General features: G+C 74.6%; 15 protein-coding genes. 3 read left to right on the forward strand and 12 right to left on the reverse strand.

The features are described from left to right. Window positions 1-96: 96 nt before the first annotated feature. From ACGFSH_RS15070 to ACGFSH_RS15095, 6 genes are all read right to left on the reverse strand, one after another. Window positions 97-1,107 carry an SDR family oxidoreductase gene (locus ACGFSH_RS15070; protein WP_393348517.1) on the reverse strand — a complete coding sequence of 337 codons (1,011 nt, stop codon included), beginning with the start codon at window positions 1,105-1,107 and terminating at the stop codon, window positions 97-99. A gap of 4 nt (window positions 1,108-1,111) precedes the next feature. Next, window positions 1,112-2,911 (reverse strand): glycoside hydrolase family 15 protein, encoded by a 1,800-nt coding sequence (locus ACGFSH_RS15075; protein ID WP_393348519.1) that lies wholly within the window; start codon window positions 2,909-2,911, stop codon window positions 1,112-1,114. 49 nt (window positions 2,912-2,960) lie between these two features. Further along, window positions 2,961-4,070 carry an enolase C-terminal domain-like protein gene (locus tag ACGFSH_RS15080; protein WP_393348521.1) on the reverse strand — a complete coding sequence of 370 codons (1,110 nt, stop codon included), beginning with the start codon at window positions 4,068-4,070 and terminating at the stop codon, window positions 2,961-2,963. Further along, window positions 4,067-5,890: a thiamine pyrophosphate-requiring protein gene (locus tag ACGFSH_RS15085; RefSeq protein WP_393348523.1), complete on the reverse strand. Its 1,824-nt coding sequence runs from the start codon at window positions 5,888-5,890 to the stop codon at window positions 4,067-4,069. Before ACGFSH_RS15085 ends, ACGFSH_RS15080 begins: the two co-directional genes overlap by 4 nt. 74 nt (window positions 5,891-5,964) lie before the next feature. Continuing rightward, complete coding sequence (locus ACGFSH_RS15090) at window positions 5,965-9,039, reverse strand: FAD-binding and (Fe-S)-binding domain-containing protein (protein ID WP_393348525.1); 3,075 nt, start codon at window positions 9,037-9,039, stop codon at window positions 5,965-5,967. Window positions 9,040-9,471: 432 nt separating this feature from the next. After that, window positions 9,472-10,053: a TetR family transcriptional regulator gene (locus ACGFSH_RS15095; protein ID WP_393348527.1), complete on the reverse strand. Its 582-nt coding sequence runs from the start codon at window positions 10,051-10,053 to the stop codon at window positions 9,472-9,474. A 127-nt stretch (window positions 10,054-10,180) separates the two neighbouring features. Between ACGFSH_RS15095 and ACGFSH_RS15100 the strand changes: the two genes are divergently transcribed. Further along, complete coding sequence (locus ACGFSH_RS15100; protein ID WP_393348529.1) at window positions 10,181-11,062, forward strand: class I SAM-dependent methyltransferase; 882 nt, start codon at window positions 10,181-10,183, stop codon at window positions 11,060-11,062. A 111-nt stretch (window positions 11,063-11,173) separates the two neighbouring features. On the opposite strand, the gene ACGFSH_RS15105 is transcribed toward ACGFSH_RS15100, so the two are convergent. Continuing rightward, on the reverse strand, window positions 11,174-12,049 hold the full coding sequence (locus ACGFSH_RS15105; protein ID WP_393348531.1) for a universal stress protein: 876 nt from the start codon (window positions 12,047-12,049) through the stop codon (window positions 11,174-11,176). A 460-nt stretch (window positions 12,050-12,509) separates the two neighbouring features. Here ACGFSH_RS15105 and ACGFSH_RS15110 point away from each other — a divergent pair, with 460 nt between their 5' ends. Beyond that, entirely contained in the window at window positions 12,510-13,730 is a 1,221-nt protein-coding gene (locus ACGFSH_RS15110) for a metallophosphoesterase (protein ID WP_393348533.1), read from the forward strand. Window positions 13,731-13,809: 79 nt separating this feature from the next. Here ACGFSH_RS15110 and ACGFSH_RS15115 read toward each other — a convergent pair whose 3' ends face one another. The 3 genes from ACGFSH_RS15115 to lnt form a co-directional block, all read right to left on the reverse strand. Next, window positions 13,810-14,442, reverse strand: coding sequence for a hypothetical protein (locus ACGFSH_RS15115; protein ID WP_393348535.1), 633 nt, complete (start codon window positions 14,440-14,442; stop codon window positions 13,810-13,812). A 73-nt stretch (window positions 14,443-14,515) separates the two neighbouring features. Next, on the reverse strand, window positions 14,516-14,995 hold the full coding sequence (locus tag ACGFSH_RS15120) for an NUDIX domain-containing protein (RefSeq protein WP_393348537.1): 480 nt from the start codon (window positions 14,993-14,995) through the stop codon (window positions 14,516-14,518). A 38-nt stretch (window positions 14,996-15,033) separates the two neighbouring features. After that, on the reverse strand, window positions 15,034-16,644 hold the full coding sequence (lnt, locus tag ACGFSH_RS15125) for an apolipoprotein N-acyltransferase (RefSeq protein ID WP_393348539.1): 1,611 nt from the start codon (window positions 16,642-16,644) through the stop codon (window positions 15,034-15,036). 458 nt (window positions 16,645-17,102) lie between these two features. Here lnt and ACGFSH_RS15130 point away from each other — a divergent pair, with 458 nt between their 5' ends. After that, on the forward strand, window positions 17,103-18,143 hold the full coding sequence (locus ACGFSH_RS15130; protein WP_393349147.1) for an O-antigen ligase family protein: 1,041 nt from the start codon (window positions 17,103-17,105) through the stop codon (window positions 18,141-18,143). A gap of 26 nt (window positions 18,144-18,169) precedes the next feature. On the opposite strand, the gene ACGFSH_RS15135 is transcribed toward ACGFSH_RS15130, so the two are convergent. Continuing rightward, window positions 18,170-18,745, reverse strand: coding sequence for a hypothetical protein (locus tag ACGFSH_RS15135; protein ID WP_393348541.1), 576 nt, complete (start codon window positions 18,743-18,745; stop codon window positions 18,170-18,172). A gap of 88 nt (window positions 18,746-18,833) precedes the next feature. Next, window positions 18,834-19,619 (reverse strand): glutamate racemase, encoded by a 786-nt coding sequence (locus tag ACGFSH_RS15140; protein WP_393348542.1) that lies wholly within the window; start codon window positions 19,617-19,619, stop codon window positions 18,834-18,836. Window positions 19,620-19,635 lie beyond the last annotated feature (16 nt).

Here is a 19,635-nt window from a genome sequence, read left to right on the forward strand (position 1 = left end):
TCCGGCTCGGGTCCTGTGCGTGGTCCTGTCTCGCGTCTCGTCATGCCGGCTCCCGATCGCGGTCCTGGTCGGCTTGTGGTCCGGGGGCGGCGGGGATCATGAGGTGTGGCCGCGCCTGGTGGCCAGGGACCTCGCCGCGACGGCGGCTCCGGCCGCGAGGACCGAGGCGACGGCCGCGGGGTGACGGGCCAGGGCCGACTCGAAGGAGCGGCTGTGCGCCTTCCCGTCGAAGACGCCGTGCGCGCCGTGGTCGTCGCCCTCCTGCCGGTCGACAGGTTCGAAGAGGTTGCTCTCGCCGGTCGGGGGCCGGTTCGGGCTCTGCTGGGAGTCGAAGCCGGTGCGGGCCAGGTAGCGGTCGAGCGCCGCGGGGGCGAGCCGGTTGGCCAGGATCGTCGCCAGGGTCGTCGCGCCGACGTAGTACTGCTTGCGGCGCGGGTGGTCGGCGGCGTGCAGCACGCCCCGTGCGGCCACCTCGGGCTCGTAGATGGGGGGCACCGGCTGCGGGTGCCGGGGCAGGCGGGTGCGCACCCAGGAGAACTGCGGCGTGTTGACGGCGGGCATCTGCGCGACCGTGACGTGCACCTTGCTCCCGCGGTGCAGCAGTTCGGTGCGCAGCGACGAGGTGAAGCCGTTGATGGCGTGCTTGGCCCCGCAGTACGCCGACTGCAACGGGATGGCCCGTTCCCCGAGCGTGGAGCCCACCTGCACCACGGTGCCGCGGTCGCGGGGCAGCATGCGCTTCAGCGCGCTGCGCGTGCCGTTGACGAAGCCGAGGTAGGTCACCTGGGTGACCCGGTCGTACTCCTCTGCGGTGATCTCGTCGAACGGTGCGAAGACGCTGGTGAACGCGCAGTTGATCCAGACGTCGATGGGCCCGAAGGCCTCCTCGGCGGCGTCGGCGGCCGCCTCGACCTGGCGGGCGTCGGCCGTGTCGGCGATCTGGACGAGGGCGCGGCCGCCGAGGGACTCGATCTCCTTCGCGGCCGCCTCGAGCCCGGCCCTGCCGCGGGCGATCAGCACGACGTCGGCGCCGCGCTCGCCGTACAGGCGGGCGGTGGCGCGGCCGATGCCGGCGCTGGCTCCGGTGATGACGACGGTCTCGGACATGGGGTCAGCTCCTTTGCTCGCGGCGGGCGCCGCGTGGGTCGGGGTCCTGGGCGAGGCGGACGGCGGTCTCCAGCAGCAGGGCGTGCACGAAGGCCTGCGGGAGGTTGCCGCGCAGCTGGCGCTGTGCGATGTCGATCTCCTCGGCGTAGAGACCGGATGCCCCGCAGGCGCCGCGGTTGCGTTCGAACCAGCGGAAGGCATCGGTCGTCCGGCCCTGCCGGTGTTCGGCCAGCGCCATGACGAAACCGCAGAGCAGGAAGGCGCCCTCGGCCTCCTCCAGCGGGCGGTCGTCGTGGCGGAAGCGGTAGACGTAGTGGTCGCGGGCCAGTCGGTCGCGGCAGGCGGCGAGGGTGGCCCGGGTGCGTGGGTCGTCGGGGGGCAGGGCGCCGCGCACGGCGGGCAGCAGCAGGGCGGCGTCGACCGACGGGTCGTCGGGGGCGCGCTGCCAGTGGCCGTCGGGGTGGACGCAGTCGGCCGCGATCTCGGCGAGCACGGTGTCGGCGAGGCGGGTGCAGGGGCCGGCGAGGGGACGGCGGGGCGCCGCGCCGGCCAGGGCGCGCAGCCCGGCGACGCAGGCGAGCCGGCTGTGGGTCCACCGCCTGGCGTCCAACTCCCAGATTCCTGCGTCCGGTTGATGCCGGCGTTCGGCTATGGCCCGTACCGCGAGATCGGCGGCCTTCCAGCCGTCGCCGTCGAGCCGGCCCGCGCGGTGGGCGGCGGCGAACAGCAGCAGCGCCTCGCCGAAGCAGTCGAGCTGGAACTGCTGGGAGACGTGGTTGCCGACGCGGCTGAAGCCGCCCGGGTAGCCGGGCAGGTCGAGGTCGCGCTGGCGCGGTACCGGGTCGCCGTGCACGGTGTAGGCGGGGGCCAGACGCGGGCCGTCGGCGAGGAGCCGCTCGCTGACGAAGCGGACGGCCGCGTCGAGCAGGCCGGGCGCTCCGGCGGCGGCCGCGGCCTGTCCGGCGTAGCTCTGGTCGCGGATCCACACGTACCGGTAGTCGTAGTTGCGGCCGGTCTCGGCGCGTTCGGGAAGGCTGGTGGTGGCCGCTGCGACCATGCCTCCACCCCGGCTGGTGACCCCGCGCAGGACGGCGTAGGCGCGCCGGGCGTCCCCGGCGGCGACGGTGTGCGTCAGCGGGGGCACGGCCTCGCGCCAGGCCCGTTCGGTGGCGGCCCACGCCCGGTCGGCCGCCGGGAGCCGGTGCGGCAGTGCGGTGGTGGAGCACTCCAGGACCAGATCGTGTACGGCGCCGGCGTCGAGGTGGACGTCGGCGGTCAGGCCCTGCGGGCGGGCGGCGGCGCCGGGGGCGCCCTGCCAGCGCAGGCGGACGCGGCCGGTGTCGATGTGCCACACGCCGTCGTCGTCGCGGCGCGGCGGGCCGGCCGGTGCGCGGGCGTAGTCGTCGTGCGGGTCCAGGACGACGCGGACGTCGGCCGGCCCGTCGACGGCGATCAGCCGGCGCAGCAGGACCAGCCGGTCCGGCTCGCCGGGGAAGGCCAGGGCCTCGCGGCACTCGACGACGCCTTCGGTGGTGACCCAGCGGCTGCGCCAGATCAGCGTGCCTTCCTCGTAGTAGCCGCCGGGGACGTACCGTCCGTGCGGGGTGACGGTGCAGGCGCCGCGGCCGCCGATCAGGGCGGCGAAGACGGCGTCGTCGTGCCAGGTGGGTGCGCACAGCCAGTCGACGGCGCCGTCGGGGCCGATGAGGGCTCCGCGTTCGCCGTCGGCCAGCAGGGCGTAGTCGTGCAGCGCGTGCGCGGGCTGCGACGTGCTGCCGGTGAGGGGATGCGACGTGGTGCTCATGGGTGGTGCTTCCTCCTGCTCGGTGCCCGGCCGGTCCGGTCCCGGCCTCTCAGCCCACCCGGTAGGGGCGGGCCCGCTCTTCGGCGAGTGCGAGGCCGAGGCCGGGTCTGCCGTCGGCGCCCGGGGCCAGGGCTCCGCCGTCCGGGGCGAGCACGCCGTCGAAGAGGAGACGCTCGATGCGGACGTGGTCGTGGAACCACTCCAGGTGCCGCAGGTTGGGCACGGCGGCCGCGGCGTGCGCGTGGGCGTGCGGGGCGCAGTGCCCGGAGATCTCCAGGCCGTGGGCCTGGGCGAGTGCGGCGGCCCGCAGCCAGACGGTGATTCCGCCGCAGCGCGTGACGTCGGCCTGGAGGCAGTCGACGGCGTCCGCGGCGATCATGTGGGCGAAGTAGGGCAGGGTGTAGCCGTACTCGCCGGCCGCCACGTCGAGGGTCGTCCGGCGGCGGACGGCGGCGAGGGCGGTCAGGTCGTCCGAGGACACGGGCTCCTCGAACCACGTCACGTCCTCGTCGTCGAGCGCCTCGGCCATGCGCAGGGCCTGTTTGGCCGTGTAGCCGCCGTTGGCGTCGACGTAGAGGGCCGCTGTGTCGCCGACGGCGGCGCGTGCCCGGGCGACACGGTGCCGGTCGCGTGCCTCCTCGCGCCCCCACGACTGCGCGATCTTGATCTTGACGCGGGGGATGCCGTCCTCCTCGACCCAGCCGCGCAGTTGCCGTTCCTGGCGGTCGTCGTCGTAGGTGGTGAAGCCGCCGCTGCCGTAGACGGGCACGTCGTCGCGGGCCGCGCCCAGCAGGCGGACCAGGGGCAGCCCGAGCAGGCGGGCCTTGAGGTCCCACAGGGCGATGTCGAGCGCCGCGATCGCCTGGGCGGCGACGCCGGGCGCTCCGGCGTTGCGCACCGCGCGCCGCAGGGCCTCGTTCAGGCGCGGCACGTCCAGGACCGGGCGGCCGGTGATCACGTCGGCCAGCAGCTCGTGGACGACGCGGGCGGTGGCGGCGGGCGCGTAGGTGTAGCCGAGGCCGGTGACGTTCGCGCAGCGGACGGTGGCCAGGACGAGCGTGGTGCTGTCCCAGGAGAGGGTGCCGTCCGCTTCGGGCGCGTCGGTGGGCACGGTGTAGACGGCTGTGTCCACGCCGGTCACGACGGGGGTGTCGCTCATGTGCCGTCCTGTGCGCCCGGCCGGTCCTCGCGGTGGCGGCTTCCGGGCAGGAACTCCTGCACCTTGGCCTTGAAGCCCTGGCGGACCATGCCCGCGCGGTCGCTGTCGCCCTTGAGGACGGACATCGCGGCCGCCTCGATCTGGTCGAGGCTCGCGTGCGGCGGGATGGGCGGCACGGCGGGGTCGGTCACGAAGTCCAGGACGCAGGGCCGGTCGGCGGCGAGCGCGGCCTGCCAGGCGCCCACCACGTCGCCCGGCTTCTCGACGCGGATGCCCTCCAGGCCGAACAGGCGGGCCACGTCGGCGTAGGCGACGTCGGGGATCGACTGCGAGGCCTCGAACTGCGGGGCGCCCTCCATGGCGCGCATCTCCCAGGTGACCTGGTTGAGGTCCCGGTTGTTCAGGACCGCCACGACGAGCCTCGGGTCCTCCCACTCCCGGTAGTACTTGGCGATCGTGATCAGCTCGGCCAGTCCGTTCATCTGCATCGCGCCGTCGCCGACGAGGGCGATGGCCGGGCGGTCGCCGTGCGCGAACTTGGCGCCGATCGCGTAGGGCACGCCGGGTCCCATGGTGGCGAGCGTGCCGGACAGCGAGCCGCGCATGGCGCCGCGCAGCCGCAGGTGGCGGGCGTACCAGTTGGCGGCCGATCCGGAGTCGGAGGACAGGATCACGTTCTCCGGCAGCAGGTCGTTCAGCGCGTGCACGACGTACTCGGGGTTGACGGGGTCGGCGTCGACCGCGGCCCGGCGCTGCATGACCTCCTGCCAGCGCGCGGTGTCCTTCTCGACCTTCTCGCGCCACCCGGTGTGCGCGGCCGTGTCGACGAGCGGCAGCAGCCGGGTCAGCGTCGCACGGGCGTCGCCGACCAGGTTGACCTCGAACGGGTAGCGCAGCCCCACCATGTGCGGGTCGATGTCGATCTGCACGGCCCGCGCCTGCCCGAACTCCGGCAGGAACTGGGTGTAGGGGAACGACGATCCGATGACCAGCAGGGTGTCGCAGCCGGTCATCAGCTCGTAGGAGGGCCGGGTGCCCAGCAGGCCGATGGACCCGGTGACGTAGGGCAGGTCGTCGTCGAGGGCGTCCTTGCCGAGCAGCGCCTTCGCCACGCCCGCGCCGAGCCGGTCGGCGAGGGCCATGACCTCCTGGCGGGCTCCGCGCGCACCCTGCCCGACCAGGATCGCGACCTTCTCGCCGGCGTTCAGGACCTCGGCCGCCCGTTCGAGGTCGGCGTCGGCGGGCACGGGCGCGTACTGCGACATGCCGAGGCTGGAGGGCACCATCTTGAAGGCGTGCCCGGGCGGCGAGTAGTCGAGTTCCTGCACGTCGGCCGGGACGATCACGGCCGTGACGGAGCGGCGTGCCATCGCCGTGCGCATGGCCCGGTCCAGCACGTTGGGCAACTGCTCGGGGACGGTGACCATCTCGCAGAAGTCGGAGGCGACGTCCTTGTACAGGCTGACGAGGTCGACCTCCTGCTGGTAGGAGCCGCCCATGGCGCTGCGGTTGGTCTGGCCGACGATCGCGACGACGGGCACGTGGTCCAGCTTCGCGTCGTACAGGCCGTTCAGCAGGTGGATGGCGCCGGGTCCCGAGGTGGCCGCGCACACGCCGACCCGTCCGGAGAACTTGGCGTAGCCGACCGCTTCGAAGGCGGCCATCTCCTCGTGGCGGGCCTGGATGAAGCGGGGGTTGTCCTGCGCCCGGCCCCAGGCCGCGAGGAGCCCGTTGATGCCGTCGCCGGGGTAGGCGAAGACGTGCTCCACCCCCCATTCGCGCAGGCGCTCGAGAATGTGGTCGGAGACCTTCTTCGACATGTTCCAGAACCTTTCCTGGTGGGTGTGCCCTTCCTGGTGGGCGTGCCCTCTCCTGACGGGCGTGCGATCGGTGGCTACGCGCGGCGCAGCGCGCGCAGGACCCCTCTGCCGGCTGCCGTGGCGGCGGCGCCCACGGTGACGGCGGCGGCCGCCGTGGTCGACCAGCGGACCGCCCGGGAGGGCCGTGCCGGGCGCATGGCCGACTGCTCGGGGTGCTCACCGGGCAGCGGGCCGTCGAGGCCGAGGGCCAGCGCCTCGGCCAGGTGCAGGGCCCGCCGTCCGGTCCCGCCCTGCTCGATCTGGGTGCGGCAGCTGAAGCCGTCGCAGAGCACCAGGCTGTCGGGGGACGCGCCGCGGACGGCGGGCAGGACGCCCAGTTCGGCGACGGCCATGGAGACCTCGTGGTGGCCGCTCTCGAAGCCGAAGTTGCCGGCCAGCCCGCAGCAGCCCTCGTCGAGGACGTCTGCGTCCAGGCCCGCGCGGCCCATGAGTTCGCGGTCGGCGTCGAACTTCATGACGGCGTGCTGGTGGCAGTGGGTCTGCACGGTCGCGTGCCGGTCGAGCCGGGGCGGCCGCCAGCCGTCGGGCGCGTGGTGGACGAGGTGTTCCGCGAAGGTGCGGACCTGCCCGGCCAGCCGCTGCACGTCCTGGTCCTCGGGCATCAGCTCAGGGGCGTCGGAGCGGAAGACGGCCGTGCAGGAGGGTTCGAGGCCGATGACCGGGGTGCCGGCCTCCAGGTAGGGGCGCAGCACGTCGAGGGTGTGGCGCAGGACCTTCTGCGCTCGGGGCAGCTGGCCGGTGGAGATCCAGGTCAGGCCGCAGCAGACCGGCCGGTCGGGCACGGCGACGCGGAAACCGGCGTCCTCCAGGACGCGGACGGCCGAGACGGCGATCGCGGGGTGGAAGTAGGTGCTGAAGGTGTCGGGCCACAGCACGACGGTGCGCGGGTCCGCCGGATCGGGTGCCTCGGCGTCGCGGGCCCGCCACCACTGCACGAAGGACTGCCCGGCGAACACGGGCGCGGAGCGGGCCGCGTCGACGCCGGCCAGGAGTTTGCCCGCGCGGGAGAGTCCCGGCGCGTGCAGCGCCGCGTTGACCAGGGAGGGGGCCAGGCGGGACAGGCGCGCCCACACGGGCAGCCAGCCCATCGAGTAGTGCGCCGCCGGCCGCATCCGGCCCTCATAGTGGTGAGAGAGGAACTCCGCCTTGAGGGTGGCCATGTCGACGCCCGTGGGGCAGTCCGACTTGCAGCCCTTGCAGGCCAGGCACAGGTCCAGCGCGTCGTGCACCTCGGTGGAGCGCCAGCCGTCCTCGACGGCCGAGTCGGCGTGCCCGCCGAGCATCTCGAACAGCAGCCGGGCCCGGCCGCGGGTGGAGTGCTCCTCCTCCCGGGTCGCCCGGTACGAGGGGCACATCACGCCGCCGGAGTGGCCGCGGCAGTTGCCGATGCCGACGCACCGCATCACGGCCCGGTTGAAGGAGTGGTCGTCGTCGGGGAAGCCGAAGTGCGTCGCGGGGGTCGCGGGGCGCCAGTGGGGGCCGAGACGCAGCTGCCCGTCGACGGGGTGGGGGTGGACGATCTTGCCCGGGTTCATCCGGTCGTCCGGGTCGAACAGCGTCTTGAGCTCGCCGAACGCGGTCACCAGGCGGTCGCCGAACATGCGGGTGAGCAGCTCGCCGCGCGCCTGGCCGTCGCCGTGCTCGCCCGACAGGGAACCGCCGTAGGAGGCGACGAGGTCGGCGGCGCGCTCCAAAAAGCGCCGGAAGCGGGCCACGCCCTCGGCCGTCCTGAGGCCGAACGGGATCCGGGTGTGGACGCAGCCCTGCCCGAAGTGGCCGTACAGCGAGGGGTGGTCGTAGTCGAACTCCTCGAACAGTTTCTTCAGGTCCCGCAGGTAGTCGCCGAGCCGTTCGGGCGGGACGGCGGAGTCCTCCCAGCCCTCCCAGGTCTCCCGGTCGTCCGGCGGGCGTGCCGTGACGCCGAGGCCGGCCTCGCGCGCCCTGAGCATGCGCTGCTCGCGCTCGGGGTCGTCGGAGAACGCGACCGTGGCGTCCTTCTCGCTCCGGCCGACGGCGCGCAGCAGCGCGTGGGCCTGGGCGTCGACGTCCTCCTGGCTGTCGCCGCCGAACTGAAGCATCAGCCAGCTGTCGCCCTCGGGCAGGGCGTCGAGCGACTCCAGGTAGGCGTGCTCCTCGCGCATCAGCTGGGCCATGCGGCCGTCGAGCGCCTCCAGCTGATCCGGTCGGCAGTGTTCCAGGAGGTGGGTGACGTCGTCCGCCGCCGCGCAGATGTCGTCGTAGCCCAGGACCAGCAGCGACTGGCGGGCGGGCACGGGCACCAGGTCGAGTTCGGCGCGCAGCACGGTCACCAGCGTGCCCTCGCTGCCGACGAGGGTCCGGGCGACGTCGAGGCCGTTCTCCGGCAGGAGGGAGTCGAGGTTGTAGCCGGAGACCCGGCGCGGGATCTTCGGATAGCCCTGCCGGATGTCGGCGAGATACTCGGCGACGATGCGGTCGAGTCCGTCGTACAGCTCGGCGCGGCGGCCGCCCTCCGCGGCGATCCGCGCCCGCTCGGCGCGCGACGTGGGCCCGACCCACATCCGCACGCCGTCGTAGGTGAGCACCTCCAGTCGGCGCACGTTGTCGACGGTCTTGCCGTACGCCTGGGCGGAAGCGCCGCACGAGTTGTTGCCGATCATGCCGCCGAGGGCGCAGTGGCTGTGCGTGGACGGCTTCGGCCCGAACTGGAGCCCGTGGTCCGCCAGCCGCCGGTTCAGCTCGTCCAGGACGATCCCCGGCTCGACCACGCAGGTGCGCGCGTCGGGGTCGACACTCACCAGGGCGTGGCAGTACTTGCTCCAGTCGATCACCACGGCCGTGTTCGTCGACTGGCCCGCCAGACTCGTGCCGCCGCCGCGCGACAGCACCGGGGCGCGGAAGCGGGCGCAGACCTCCACCGCCCTCGCCCCGGCCTCGACGGTGCGGGGCACCACGATGCCGACGGGCACCTGCCGGTAGTTCGATCCGTCCGTGGCGTAGGCGCCCCTGCTGCCCGCGTCGAAGCGGACCTCGCCGTCCACGGCTGCGCGCAGCGCCGCCTCCAGCCCGGGAACATCCGGCACGGGGGCGTCGGTGAGGGGGTGATTCATGGCACGATCCGCCTTCCCAAGCCGTTCACCGCACGCGACGACACGCCGACGCGGCTCCGCCGGTCTCCTTCCCTGCCGCCGCGACCGCCGAGTACCCACCTTTGCAGAGTGCAAAGGTGCCTTTTTCCGCCGCCTGGACGAGCCGGTCCTGGCCGCGGGGACCAGGCCTGGGGGACCCGTCGGAGGGCCCGGTCGGAGGGTGGGGCGGCGGCGGGGCGAGCGCCGTGCCGGCGGGGGGCCTCGCCGGCTCCCGGCCCCGCTCCCCGCGGCGTCCTGGAAAAGACCGGCCTCGGCCTGCTCGCCGACGGACGGCAGGCGGCGGCCGCAGGCGGCAGGCGGCAGGCGGCAGGGATCAGGGGGCCGCGCGGCACGGAGAGCTGCCGACGGACGACGGGGAGGCGGACGGGCCGGCGCCCTGCCGCGCGGCTGCGCTCAGCCCACCAGCGTGGCGACCAGGCGCGTCATCGCGGGCCGGGGGTCGGGGGCGCCCGGCCAACTGGTCATCAGGAGATGGTGGGCGGTGCCGACGATGGCGAGGGCCGCCGTCTCCGGGTCGGTCGACCCCGCCACACGGCCGAGCCCGGCCTCCTCCTCCAGATAGCCGGCGACGGCCTCCTGGATCGCGGTGAAGCCGGGGGCCCCGGCTTCCAGGGCGGCCCGGACCCGCTGCGCGGCCTCGGTGCGGCTCATGGCGAGACCGGACAGGGCGGGGCCGCCCGAGTCGAACAACGCGAGGACGACGACGCCGAGATTGTCCGCCACCGAGCGCTGCCCGGCCATGCGGGACAAGGCCTGCGCCTTCGCCGCCGTCCGCGCGAACCGGTCGAGGCAGAGTTCGGCCACGAATTCGTCGAGTCCCGCGAAGTGGGCGTGCAGCAGCCCCTTGGCGCAGCCCGCCTCGGCGGTGACCGCCCGGCTGGTGAGGGCGCCGGGCCCGTCCCGTTCCACGACGCGCTCGGCGGCGGCGAACAGCCGCTCCCGCACGTCCGGCGTCGCCACTCCGCGCGGTGACATGAGTCGCTCTCCCGTTCTGCCTCGAAGGCCGTAGCCCTCGGATGGTAGCGGGGATTGCCAGTCTGGGCATGTGCCCATACTGTTTGGGCACACGCCCATTCTCTGTCTTCCACCGCAGGAGGCGTCCGTGCCGGACATCGTCAACACCGACCAGGAGAAGGCCTGGAACGGCCCCGAAGGCGCCCACTGGGCACGCAACCAGGACCGCTGGAACGCGGTGAACGAGGGATTCGACGAGCCGCTGCTCGACGCCGCCGCCCTCACGCCGGACGCCCGGGTCCTCGACCTGGGCTGCGGCTCCGGGCAGACCACGCGCCGGGCCGCACTGCGCGCGCCCCGAGGCCGTGTCCTGGGCCTCGACCTGTCCGCGCCCATGCTGGCCGAGGCGCGGTCCCGCGCGGAACGGGAGGGCGTCGCCAACGTCTCCTTCACCCGGGGCGACGCACAGACGCACCCGTTCCCGGCCGGTGCGTTCGACGCGGTGATCAGCCGCTTCGGGGTGATGTTCTTCGCGGACCCCGTCGCCGCCTTCGGCAATGTCGGCCGGGCACTGCGGCCCGGCGGCCGTCTGGCGTTCGTCTGCCCGGCGGACGCCCGGCTCAACGACTGGGTGGCGGCTGTGGAGTCGCTGCGCGGCATCCTGCCGGTCGCCGACTTCGGGAGGCCGGGACTGCCCGGCATGTTCTCCCTGGCGGGTCCGGATCACATCCGTGAGGTCCTCACGACGGCCGGATTCGGCGACGTCGCCGTCGAACGGGCCGAGGCCCTCGGGAACTGGGGACACGGAGCCGAGGACGCGGCGGAGTTCCTGCTCGACTCGGGCCCCGGCCGCCACCTGCTCGAACAGGCCGGACCGGACGCGCGGATCCGGGCTCGCGGCACCCTCACGGAGCATCTGCGCCGTCACACGGCGGCCGACGGCACGGTGCGGCTGCGCAGCACGTCCTGGCTGGTCACGGCGGACCGGCCGGCCACCCCGCAGGACGGGGGCCGGATGCGCACGCCTTGATCACGGCCGCCCGGCGTACCGACCCGGCTGCCATGCCCGAGGTCCGTCCGGCCCCCGCCGCCGTGATGACCGCGGTGGCGGTGGCGGAAACGGTCCGCGTCCCGCTCGGTCTCAGTCGTGCGGGACGACGGCGATCGGGCAGCGCCCGTGGTGGATGGCGGCGTGGGCGACCGGACCGAGGTGGGTCGCCCCGCTGTGCCGGGGCGCACGCCGGCCCACGATCAGCAGTCCGGCGCCCTCGGAGGCCTGGACGCCCACCTTGGCCGCGCTCGCGAGACGGATGCTCTCGACCACCTCCACCTGCGGGTACTTCCCCCGCCAGGGCTCCAGCACCCTGTCCAGCTCGTGCTGTGCGTCCTTCGTCATCTCCTCGGTCACCTGGTGGTCCACCCCCCAGGGCACCCGCGCGTGAAGCGGCACGCTCCGGCCGTGCGCGACCACCAGCGGCACCTCCCTGGCCGCCGCCGAATGGAACGCGAAATCGAGCAGACCCTCACAGGAGCCGTTCAGCTTGACGGCCACGACCACCCGCCCGCCGGGCCCGGGATCCACTCCCCCGTGCCGCCCCTTTCCGGCGCCGCGCACGAGCACCACCGGGCACGGCGCGTGCGCCACCACCGGCATGCTGACCTCGCCCATGAAGTAGCTCTCCACGCCCCCCATCCCGTGGGAGCCGAGCACGGTCATCTCCGACTCCGACGCCGCCTTGAGCAGAGCGGCGTGCGCGTCGTCGGCCACGAGACTCCCGACGACGGTCAGGCCCGGGTGACGGGCCTGCGCCTCCGCGCGCGCCGTGTGCACGAGGCGCTTGGCCCAGTAGTTCTGGTCGACCGCGGAGGTGGCGTGCGCGGGCTCCGGCGACAACAGGGGCCAGGCATGCAGCAGACGCAGGGTGAGCCTGCGCTTGGCGGCTTCGTCGGCGGCCCACCGCGCGGCGGCGAGACTCTCGGGTGAGCCGTCGAGGCCCACAGTGACGACCGGTTCCATGGCGGCGGCCTCCGTCTCGTTGCTGCGGATGGAAAACGTCAGGACACGACGGGTGGACGAGGGCGGGCGCCCCGCGGTGCACGGCTCCGAAGGCCGACCACTCGGGAAGCCGCCTGCATGCCGGACAGGCTGCTTCCCTCCTCGCTTCCCTCCTTCGAGAATCACTCCATCCCCTCCCCGCCGCATGCGGAGCCGGAGCCCTCGAAGGCGGGGGCGGGGTCCGGTCCCGGAGGCCGGGTGTGGGCCGAGCCGGCGCGACCGTCCTCGGCGAGCGTGCGACGTCGAAGACGGGCACTGCCGGGCCCGGCCCGATGCGCGGTCGGGCGACCGGGACCGCATCCCTGGATCCCGGGGATCCGCCACCGGCCCGGCGGGTGCCGAGGCCCCGAACACCGGTCCGGCCCGGGCCGGGACCACCGGATAGAGTGCGCGGGACGGCAGCCCTGCCAGGAGGCGAAGCGTGACCGACACCAGCGACACCCGGCCCGCCGACAGCGCGCCGCAGACTGCGCGTCGGAGTCCGCTGCTCCGCCTGATGAGCTACCTCCCCATGATCGCCCCCGTCCTGCTGTGGGCCGTGCCCTGCTGGGTGCTCCTGTACACCGGCCAGCACTGGCCGCTGTCCGTCACGGCGGCCGCCACCGCGCTGTTCGTCCTCGGGCTCGTCGGCATGCCGCTCGCCATGGTGCACGGCCACGGCCGGCGCCAGCGGGACCGGGCCGCGATCGCCGGTGACACCCTGCTGGGCGCGAGCTGGGTCCTGTTCACCTGGTCCGTACTGCTCGGCGTCCTGCTGCGCCTCGCCCTGACCGTGGCCGGCGTCGGCGGGAGCCAGGACCGGGCCCGCCTCGTCACGTGGGCCGTCCTCGGCGTGGCCGTCGTACTGCTGGCCTGGGGATACGCCGAGGCGCGCCGGGTGCCGCGCGTGCGCCGGCTCGACGTTCGGCTGCCGCGGCTGGGAGCCGGGCTGGACGGCACGCGCGTCGTCCTCATCACCGACACCCACTACGGCCCCCTCGATCGCGCCCGCTGGTCGGCACGGGTGTGCGAGACGGTGAACACCCTGGAGGCCGACCTGGTCTGCCACACCGGCGACATCGCGGACGGCACCGCGCGACGCCGCCGCGCCCAGGCCGCCCCGCTCGGCACCGTGCGGGCCACCCGGGCCCGGGTCTACGTCACCGGCAACCACGAGTACTACAGCGAGGCCCAGGGCTGGGTCGACCTGATGGACGAGCTGGGCTGGGAACCGCTGCGCAACCGCCATCTGCTGCTCGAACGCGGCGGCGACACCCTCGTGGTCGCCGGCGTCGACGACGTCACCGCCGAGTCCTCCGGCCTGGCGGGCCACCGCGCCCACCTCGCCGGAGCCCTGACCGGGGCCGACCCCGGCCTGCCCGTCCTGCTCCTGGCCCACCAGCCGAAGTTCGTCGACCGGGCGGCCGCCGCCGGAATCGACCTCCAGCTGTCCGGCCACACCCACGGCGGCCAGATCTGGCCCTTCCACCATCTGGTCCGCCTCGACCAGCCCGTCGTGGCCGGACTGAGCCGCCACGGCGCCCGCACCCTCCTCTACACGAGCCGCGGCACCGGCTTCTGGGGCCCGCCGTTCCGCGTCTTCGCCCCCAGCGAGATCACCCTGCTCGTACTCCGCTCCCCCCAACCGCCCGCCTCGGCGTAGGGACACGGAACGGCCGGCTGCCGCTCGGGCCGCACGGGCCGCAGGCCCGCGCGACGTCCGCCTCAGCCGTGCGCCTCGGCTAGTGGTGGACGACCTCGCGTCCGGCGGATCCGGGGCGGAGATCCCGGATCAGCACGCGACCCGAGCCAGGGGGCGCCGCGCAGTACGGGCCGTGCAGGTCGAGGTCTTCGAGATCCGCGGGGAGGACGAAGTCCGGGCCCACGTACGCCGGGTCGAGGGCGAAGGCCACTTTCGTGCCGCTGCCCTCCCCCGCGTCGTACCGCCGGGGCCCGGAGAGGGGGCGTATGCCCGCGAGGTCCTGGGTGAAGCCCCGGCCCGCCGACCACATGTCGACCGTGACCCGTTCGGACAGCGCCGCCACGGCCGCCGGCAGCCACCACTCGGGACCCAGGAGGGAGTCGTAGTAGCCGAGGGCAGGGGTGGCGGTGTCCGAGCCGCCCCACGCGTGGGGCTGGTCCATCACGACCGTGAAGCCGAGATCCCCGGTGATCTCCACGACCGAGTGCAGCGTGTGCTCCGCCGCGACCCCCGTCGCCGGGTGCAGCGCGTGGCGCGCCACGGCGCACAGCACGCGGACCGGCAGCCTCGGATCCCCCCGCCCCACGCCGAAGAACATGCCCATCCGACTGCGCACCGAGGCGTCGAACTCGAGGACCTCGATGTCGGCCGCGTCGTACTCGCGCCCCGTCACCACCGCACGCCACCGGCCCGACTGCCGGTGTTCGAGGGGCGAGCGACGAGGGCCGTGCGGCCCGCACCCCCGTTCACTCGGGGACCGTGGTCTCGAACCAGGTGGGCTCGTCGGCGATCGCCTGCTTGATGCGGAAGAGCTGCCGTTCCTGCATGAACGGCAGGGCGTCGAGCGCGAACCACCCCACGGCGACGGACTCGTCGTCGTTGACGCGCGCCTCGCCGCCGACGGCCCGGCAGCGGAAGGTGATGTCCATGAACTGGCACCGGTCGCCGTTCGGGTACTCCACCGCGTCGCCCGCGCGCACCAGGACGACGCGCTCGGGGACGCAGTGCACGCCCGCCTCCTCGTAGACCTCCCGGACCGCGCAGTCCGCGGGCTGCTCGCCGGGGTCCGGGATGCCGGCGATCACGGTCCACCGGCGGTTGTCCGCGCGCCGGCCCAGCAGCACCCGTCCCTCGTCGTCGAAGACGACGGCGCTCACGCCGGGAAGCCAGAGCAGGTGGTGTCCGGCGGAGGCGCGGATGTCGGTGATGAAGTCAGGAGTCGCCATGATCCGACCCTAACCGGGTGCGTCAGCACCCCCGGCCGCTAGACCGCCGGGTCCCGCCTGCCGCGCACACCGGCGGCGACCGCCCATCCCAGACCACCCGCCGCGACGAGCACCAGGAGCATCTCGGGCAGGATCCCCAGCCTCGTGGCCGGCGTCTGCGAGGAGCGCAGCGGCACCTTCTGCACCAGGGAGTCCGCGACGAACATGCCGGTCTTCTGGGTGATCCTGCCGTCGGGCATGATGATCGCGCTGACGCCGCTGGTCACGGGCACCGTGACGGTCCGGCTGTGCTCGACCGCGCGGACGCGGGACATGGCGAGCTGCTGGTAGGTCATCTCGCTGCGGTCGAAGGTGGCGTTGTTGCTGGGCACGGAGATCATCTGGGCGCCGTCGGTGACCTCGGAGCGCACGGCCCAGTCGAACGCGGCCTCGTAGCAGGTGACCAGGCCGACCTTGGCGCTGTCCATGTCGAAGACGCCCGGCTTGGTGCCCCGGCTGAAGTCCTGGCGGACCATGGCCGTCCAGTCGCCGTTGATCGCGCCGATGACGGAGCGCAGCGGGAGGTACTCGCCGAACGGCTGGACCTGGCGCTTGTCGTAGGTCTGGGTCGGTCCCTTCACGGGGTCCCACAGGATCTGCTCGTTGTAGAGCCTGCCGTCGCGTTCGACGACCCCGCCGACAGAGACGGGCACGCCGATCGCCTTGGCCGCCCGGTCGATGACGACGGCCGCGTCGGCGTTGGCGAAGGGGTCGATGTCGGAGGAGTTCTCGGGCCACAGCACGAAGTCGGGCCGGGGCTTCTTGCCGGCCGCGACCTCGGCGGCCAGGCGCTCGGTCTCCCGCGCGTGGTAGTCGAGGACGGCCCGGCGCTGGGCGTTGAACTCCAGGCCGAGCCGGGGGACGTTGCCCTGGATGACGGCGACCGTCGCGGTGCCGTCCTCGGCCTTGTCGCTGACCAGCGCGCGGGCGGCCAGGGCCGCGACCACGGGAACGGCCATGGCGAGCAGCGCGACCGCGGCCGCCGGCCGTCGCAGCTCGCCCGTGCGCCGCCGGTCCAGGACGAGCCGCACGACCTCGAGGAGGCCGAACCCGCACAGGACGACCGCGAAGCCGAGCACCGGGGTGCCGCCGAGCGCGGCCAGGGGCAGGAACACGCCGTCCGCCTGCCCGAAGGCGATCTTGCCCCAGGGGAAGCCGCCGAACGGCGCACGCGCGCGTGCCGCCTCCCCCGCGGTCCACAGCGCCGCCGCCCACAGCGGCCAGGCCGGGAGCCTGGAGACGGCGGCGATGCCCACGCCGACCAGCGCGACGAAGACCGCCTCGATCGCCACCAGGGCGAGCCAGGGACCGGGTCCGACCTCCACCCCGGTCCACACCAGCAGCGGCAGCAGGAAGCCGAGGCCGAAGAGGTAGCCGAGGCCGAAGGCCGCCTTCCAGCCGCGTCCGCGCAGCACCCAGCCGAGGCCCGCGAAGGCGGGCAGCGCAAGCCACCACAGGGTGCGCGGCGGGAAGCTGACGTAGAGCAGCACTCCGGAGAGAGCCGCGGCGGCGGCCGGGAGGAAACGCAGGAGGCGTGTGCCGCGTGCGGGGGACGCGGTGGGGGGCTCCAGCTGGTCCGGCTGGCCGACGGAAGTTGCGGTGACGGTCACTCCGGGAGTGTACGGCGGGTGACGTTCGGGCCGACAGCGCGGTCGGCGGGGCGGACCGCCCCGCCGAGGGCCCGGCCCCGCACTGCCGTCCGGCCGCCGTGCGCAGTCCGTCGTCCGGCGTCCGTCCTCCGGCGTCGGTCCGGCCGTCGTCCGTCCGCCGTCCGTCCGTCCGCCGTCCGTCTGTGCGCCGTGGTCTTCGGCCGCCGGGCGCACGCCGGGCGGTCGGTGCGGTCGTACAACCCGGCGCAAGTCATCCACAAACCGCCCATCGGCGGATACGGTGTGCCGGAGCTCCGATCGCACGCGAGCGCGGCCGGGGTCCGTCGCGGTTCAGGTCCGCGGCGGGTTTCAGGCTCACGGTCGGGGGGGCGGCCGGGTTCGGGGGCGGGGTGGGTTCCACGGGCACGACGTCTGCCGGCACGGCCGGGGACGGGGAAAGACGAAACGTTTCGGACGTGGTGGGCGCGGTCGTTCTGAGATCCGGTGCCGTCTGGTCCCTGGTCACCGCCGCCGTCCACGACGGACGTCCCGAGGGGGTGCTGCTCGCCGTGCTGGCGCTGGCCGCCGGGTACGCGGCGGGGCGGATCCTCGGTGCGCTGACGCCGGTAGCCGCGCCGTGCGCCGGAGCGGCGGCCGGCCTCGTGCAGGCCGTGCTCCTGCCCCGGACGGCCCCGGGGCCGGAGGCCGTCGTGCCGCTCGGCCATGCCGGCGCCGCAGCCGCGCTGCTGATCCTGTCGGCGGGCGCCGCGTGCTGCGCGGCCCGGACGACGCCGGTGGCGAGGGTGCGGCTCGCGCTGTGGCTGCTCGCCGGGGTCGTCGTGGTCGTGGGCGCGTCGCTGGGGTCGGCGACGGCCGTGGTGGCCTGTGGCGCCGTGCTGCTCTGCTCGCTCGCCGCAGGCCGGGGGTTCCGCCGGGGACCGGTGCTCGCGGGGCTGGCGCTCTTCGCCGCCCTGGTGACGGGGCTGACCTGGGCGGTCGCCGGGAACGTGCTGCCGGGCGGCCTCGCGGGCGCCGTGCGGGAGGCGCTGACGTCGCGGCGGGCCGAGTTGTGGCGGGACGCCCTGGGCATGGCCCGTCGCGCGAGCGGTCTCGGTGTCGGCCCGGGGCGTTTCGGGGAACTGAGCGAGACGGCCGCGCGGTCGTCGCCGCCGGACGGCAAGCCGCACTCGGCGCCGTTGCAGCTCGCGGCGGAGCAGGGGGTGGTGGGCGTGCTGCTGCTCGGCGCGGTCTTCTGCTGGGTGCTGTTCGCCCTGTGGCGTGCGCCGCGTCCGACGCCGGTGGTCCTCACCGCGGCCGCTTCGCTCACCGCGCTCGCCGTCGTCGCCTCGGCCGGGAACGCGCTCAGCTTCACGACGGTGACGGCGGGCGCGGGGCTGCTGGCGGGCGTGGCCACGGCGCGGCCGCTCACGGAGGCGCTCCCGGTCCGCGAGCCCGCCCGGACGTCCGGGGCCGCGCCGCGGTGCGGGCGTGACCTGCACGGTGGCCGACCGGCCGGCTGAGGGGGCGGGTCCCGCGCGCGGGGCGCTCAGTGCGCGGTGTCGGCGGCGCCCGTCCGCAGCCGGTTCCTGATGACGCGGACGGCGGACTCGGCGTCGTCCACGGTGATCGTGAAGGTGTGCCCGTCCCAGAGGCGCAGCACCACGCCCTCGCCCCGGCGCACGACGACCGCGGTCCCCTTCTCCGGTCGCCACCGATAGCCCCAGCCGCCCCAGTGGCGCGGGGTGACGAGGGGTGCGAAGTCGGCCCCGGCGACGTGCGTCAGCGGGATGCGGCGGCGGGGCAGGCCGATGTGGCCGCAGCGCACTTCGAGGCACTCCCCGTCGAGTCTGAGGTCGACGTGGACGAAGGCGAGGGTGCCGAAGAGGACCAGCAGACCGGCGGCGATGCAGCCGACGACCGACATGGCGAGGGGCGCGATGCCGGACGTCCAGGCCGAGTCGATGGCGAGTTCGACGCCGAGTCCCAGGCAGGCCGCTCCGACGAGGGCGAGCAGCCACTGGAAGCGGTTGGTGGCGCGGCCGCTCCAGACGTCGGGGTGGGGCGCGTCGCTGTGCGGGACGTCGGGAAGCGGGATGCTCTCGTCGTGGGGGTGGTCCCTCATATCCATGAGGTTACTCAGGTTTCGCTGCGCCGGTACCGCGTGGCGCAGAGTGACTGCTCCGCCCGGGCGGAACGCCCCGCCGGGTCGTTCAGCGGGCGGGGGCGACGGCCTGGAGCAGACGGCCCTCGGCGTAGGCCAGGGCGGGTGCGGGCAGGGCGCCCGGGCGGCCGCTGAGGATGACCGTCACAGCGCCGGTGGCGGCCGCGCCGGGCCCGGGACGGGCGCCGATCCTGCGCAGCGCCTGCGCGGCCACGGCGCCGGCGGAGCCGAGCAGGGCCGGTGCGGGACGGCCGGGGCGGCTCACGGCGGCGCGGATGCGTTCGGCGACCAGCTCGTAGTGGGTGCAGCCCAGGACGACGGTCGTCACCTCGTCGGGGGTGAGCGCGGCGGCCGCCGCGACCGCGGCGTCGATCGCCGCCTCGTCCGCGTGTTCCACCGCCTCGGCCAGCCCCCAGCAGGGCACCTCGGCGACGGTGACACCGCCGGCGAAGTCGTCGATGAGGCCCCGCTGGTAGGGGCTGCCGGTGGTGGCGGGGGTGGCCCAGATGGCGACGGGGCCGCCGGCCGCCGCGGCGGGCTTGATGGCGGGGACGGTGCCGATCACCGGGACGGCGGGTTCGAGGAGGGCGCGCAGGGCGGGCAGGGCGTGCACGGTGGCCGTGTTGCAGCCGACGATCAGCGCGTCGGGCCGGTGGGCCGCGGCGGCCTCGGCGACGGCCACGGCCCGCTCGGTGAGGTCCTGCGGGGTGCGCGGTCCCCAGGGCATGCCGTCGGGGTCGAGGGAGAGCACGAGATCGGCGTCGGGCCGCAGACGTCGTACCGCGGCGGTGGCCGCCAGCAGGCCGATCCCGGAGTCCATGAGCGCGATCTTCACCCGGCCACCATAGACG

The sequence above is a fragment of the Streptomyces sp. NPDC048481 genome, assembly GCF_043200075.1.
Lineage (GTDB): Bacteria > Actinomycetota > Actinomycetes > Streptomycetales > Streptomycetaceae > Streptomyces.

What these genes read in the sequence shown, in the direction of transcription:
- ACGFSH_RS15070 (WP_393348517.1), bottom strand. Translation starts at nt 1,107, where the DNA reads ATGTCCGAGACCGTCGTCATCACCGGAGCCAGCGCCGGCATCGGCCGC.
- ACGFSH_RS15075 (WP_393348519.1), bottom strand. Translation starts at nt 2,911, where the DNA reads ATGAGCACCACGTCGCATCCCCTCACCGGCAGCACGTCGCAGCCCGCG.
- ACGFSH_RS15080 (WP_393348521.1), bottom strand. Translation starts at nt 4,070, where the DNA reads ATGAGCGACACCCCCGTCGTGACCGGCGTGGACACAGCCGTCTACACC.
- ACGFSH_RS15085 (WP_393348523.1), bottom strand. Translation starts at nt 5,890, where the DNA reads ATGTCGAAGAAGGTCTCCGACCACATTCTCGAGCGCCTGCGCGAATGG.
- ACGFSH_RS15090 (WP_393348525.1), bottom strand. Translation starts at nt 9,039, where the DNA reads ATGAATCACCCCCTCACCGACGCCCCCGTGCCGGATGTTCCCGGGCTG.
- ACGFSH_RS15095 (WP_393348527.1), bottom strand. Translation starts at nt 10,053, where the DNA reads ATGTCACCGCGCGGAGTGGCGACGCCGGACGTGCGGGAGCGGCTGTTC.
- ACGFSH_RS15105 (WP_393348531.1), bottom strand. Translation starts at nt 12,049, where the DNA reads ATGGAACCGGTCGTCACTGTGGGCCTCGACGGCTCACCCGAGAGTCTC.
- ACGFSH_RS15120 (WP_393348537.1), bottom strand. Translation starts at nt 14,995, where the DNA reads ATGGCGACTCCTGACTTCATCACCGACATCCGCGCCTCCGCCGGACAC.
- ACGFSH_RS15135 (WP_393348541.1), bottom strand. Translation starts at nt 18,745, where the DNA reads ATGAGGGACCACCCCCACGACGAGAGCATCCCGCTTCCCGACGTCCCG.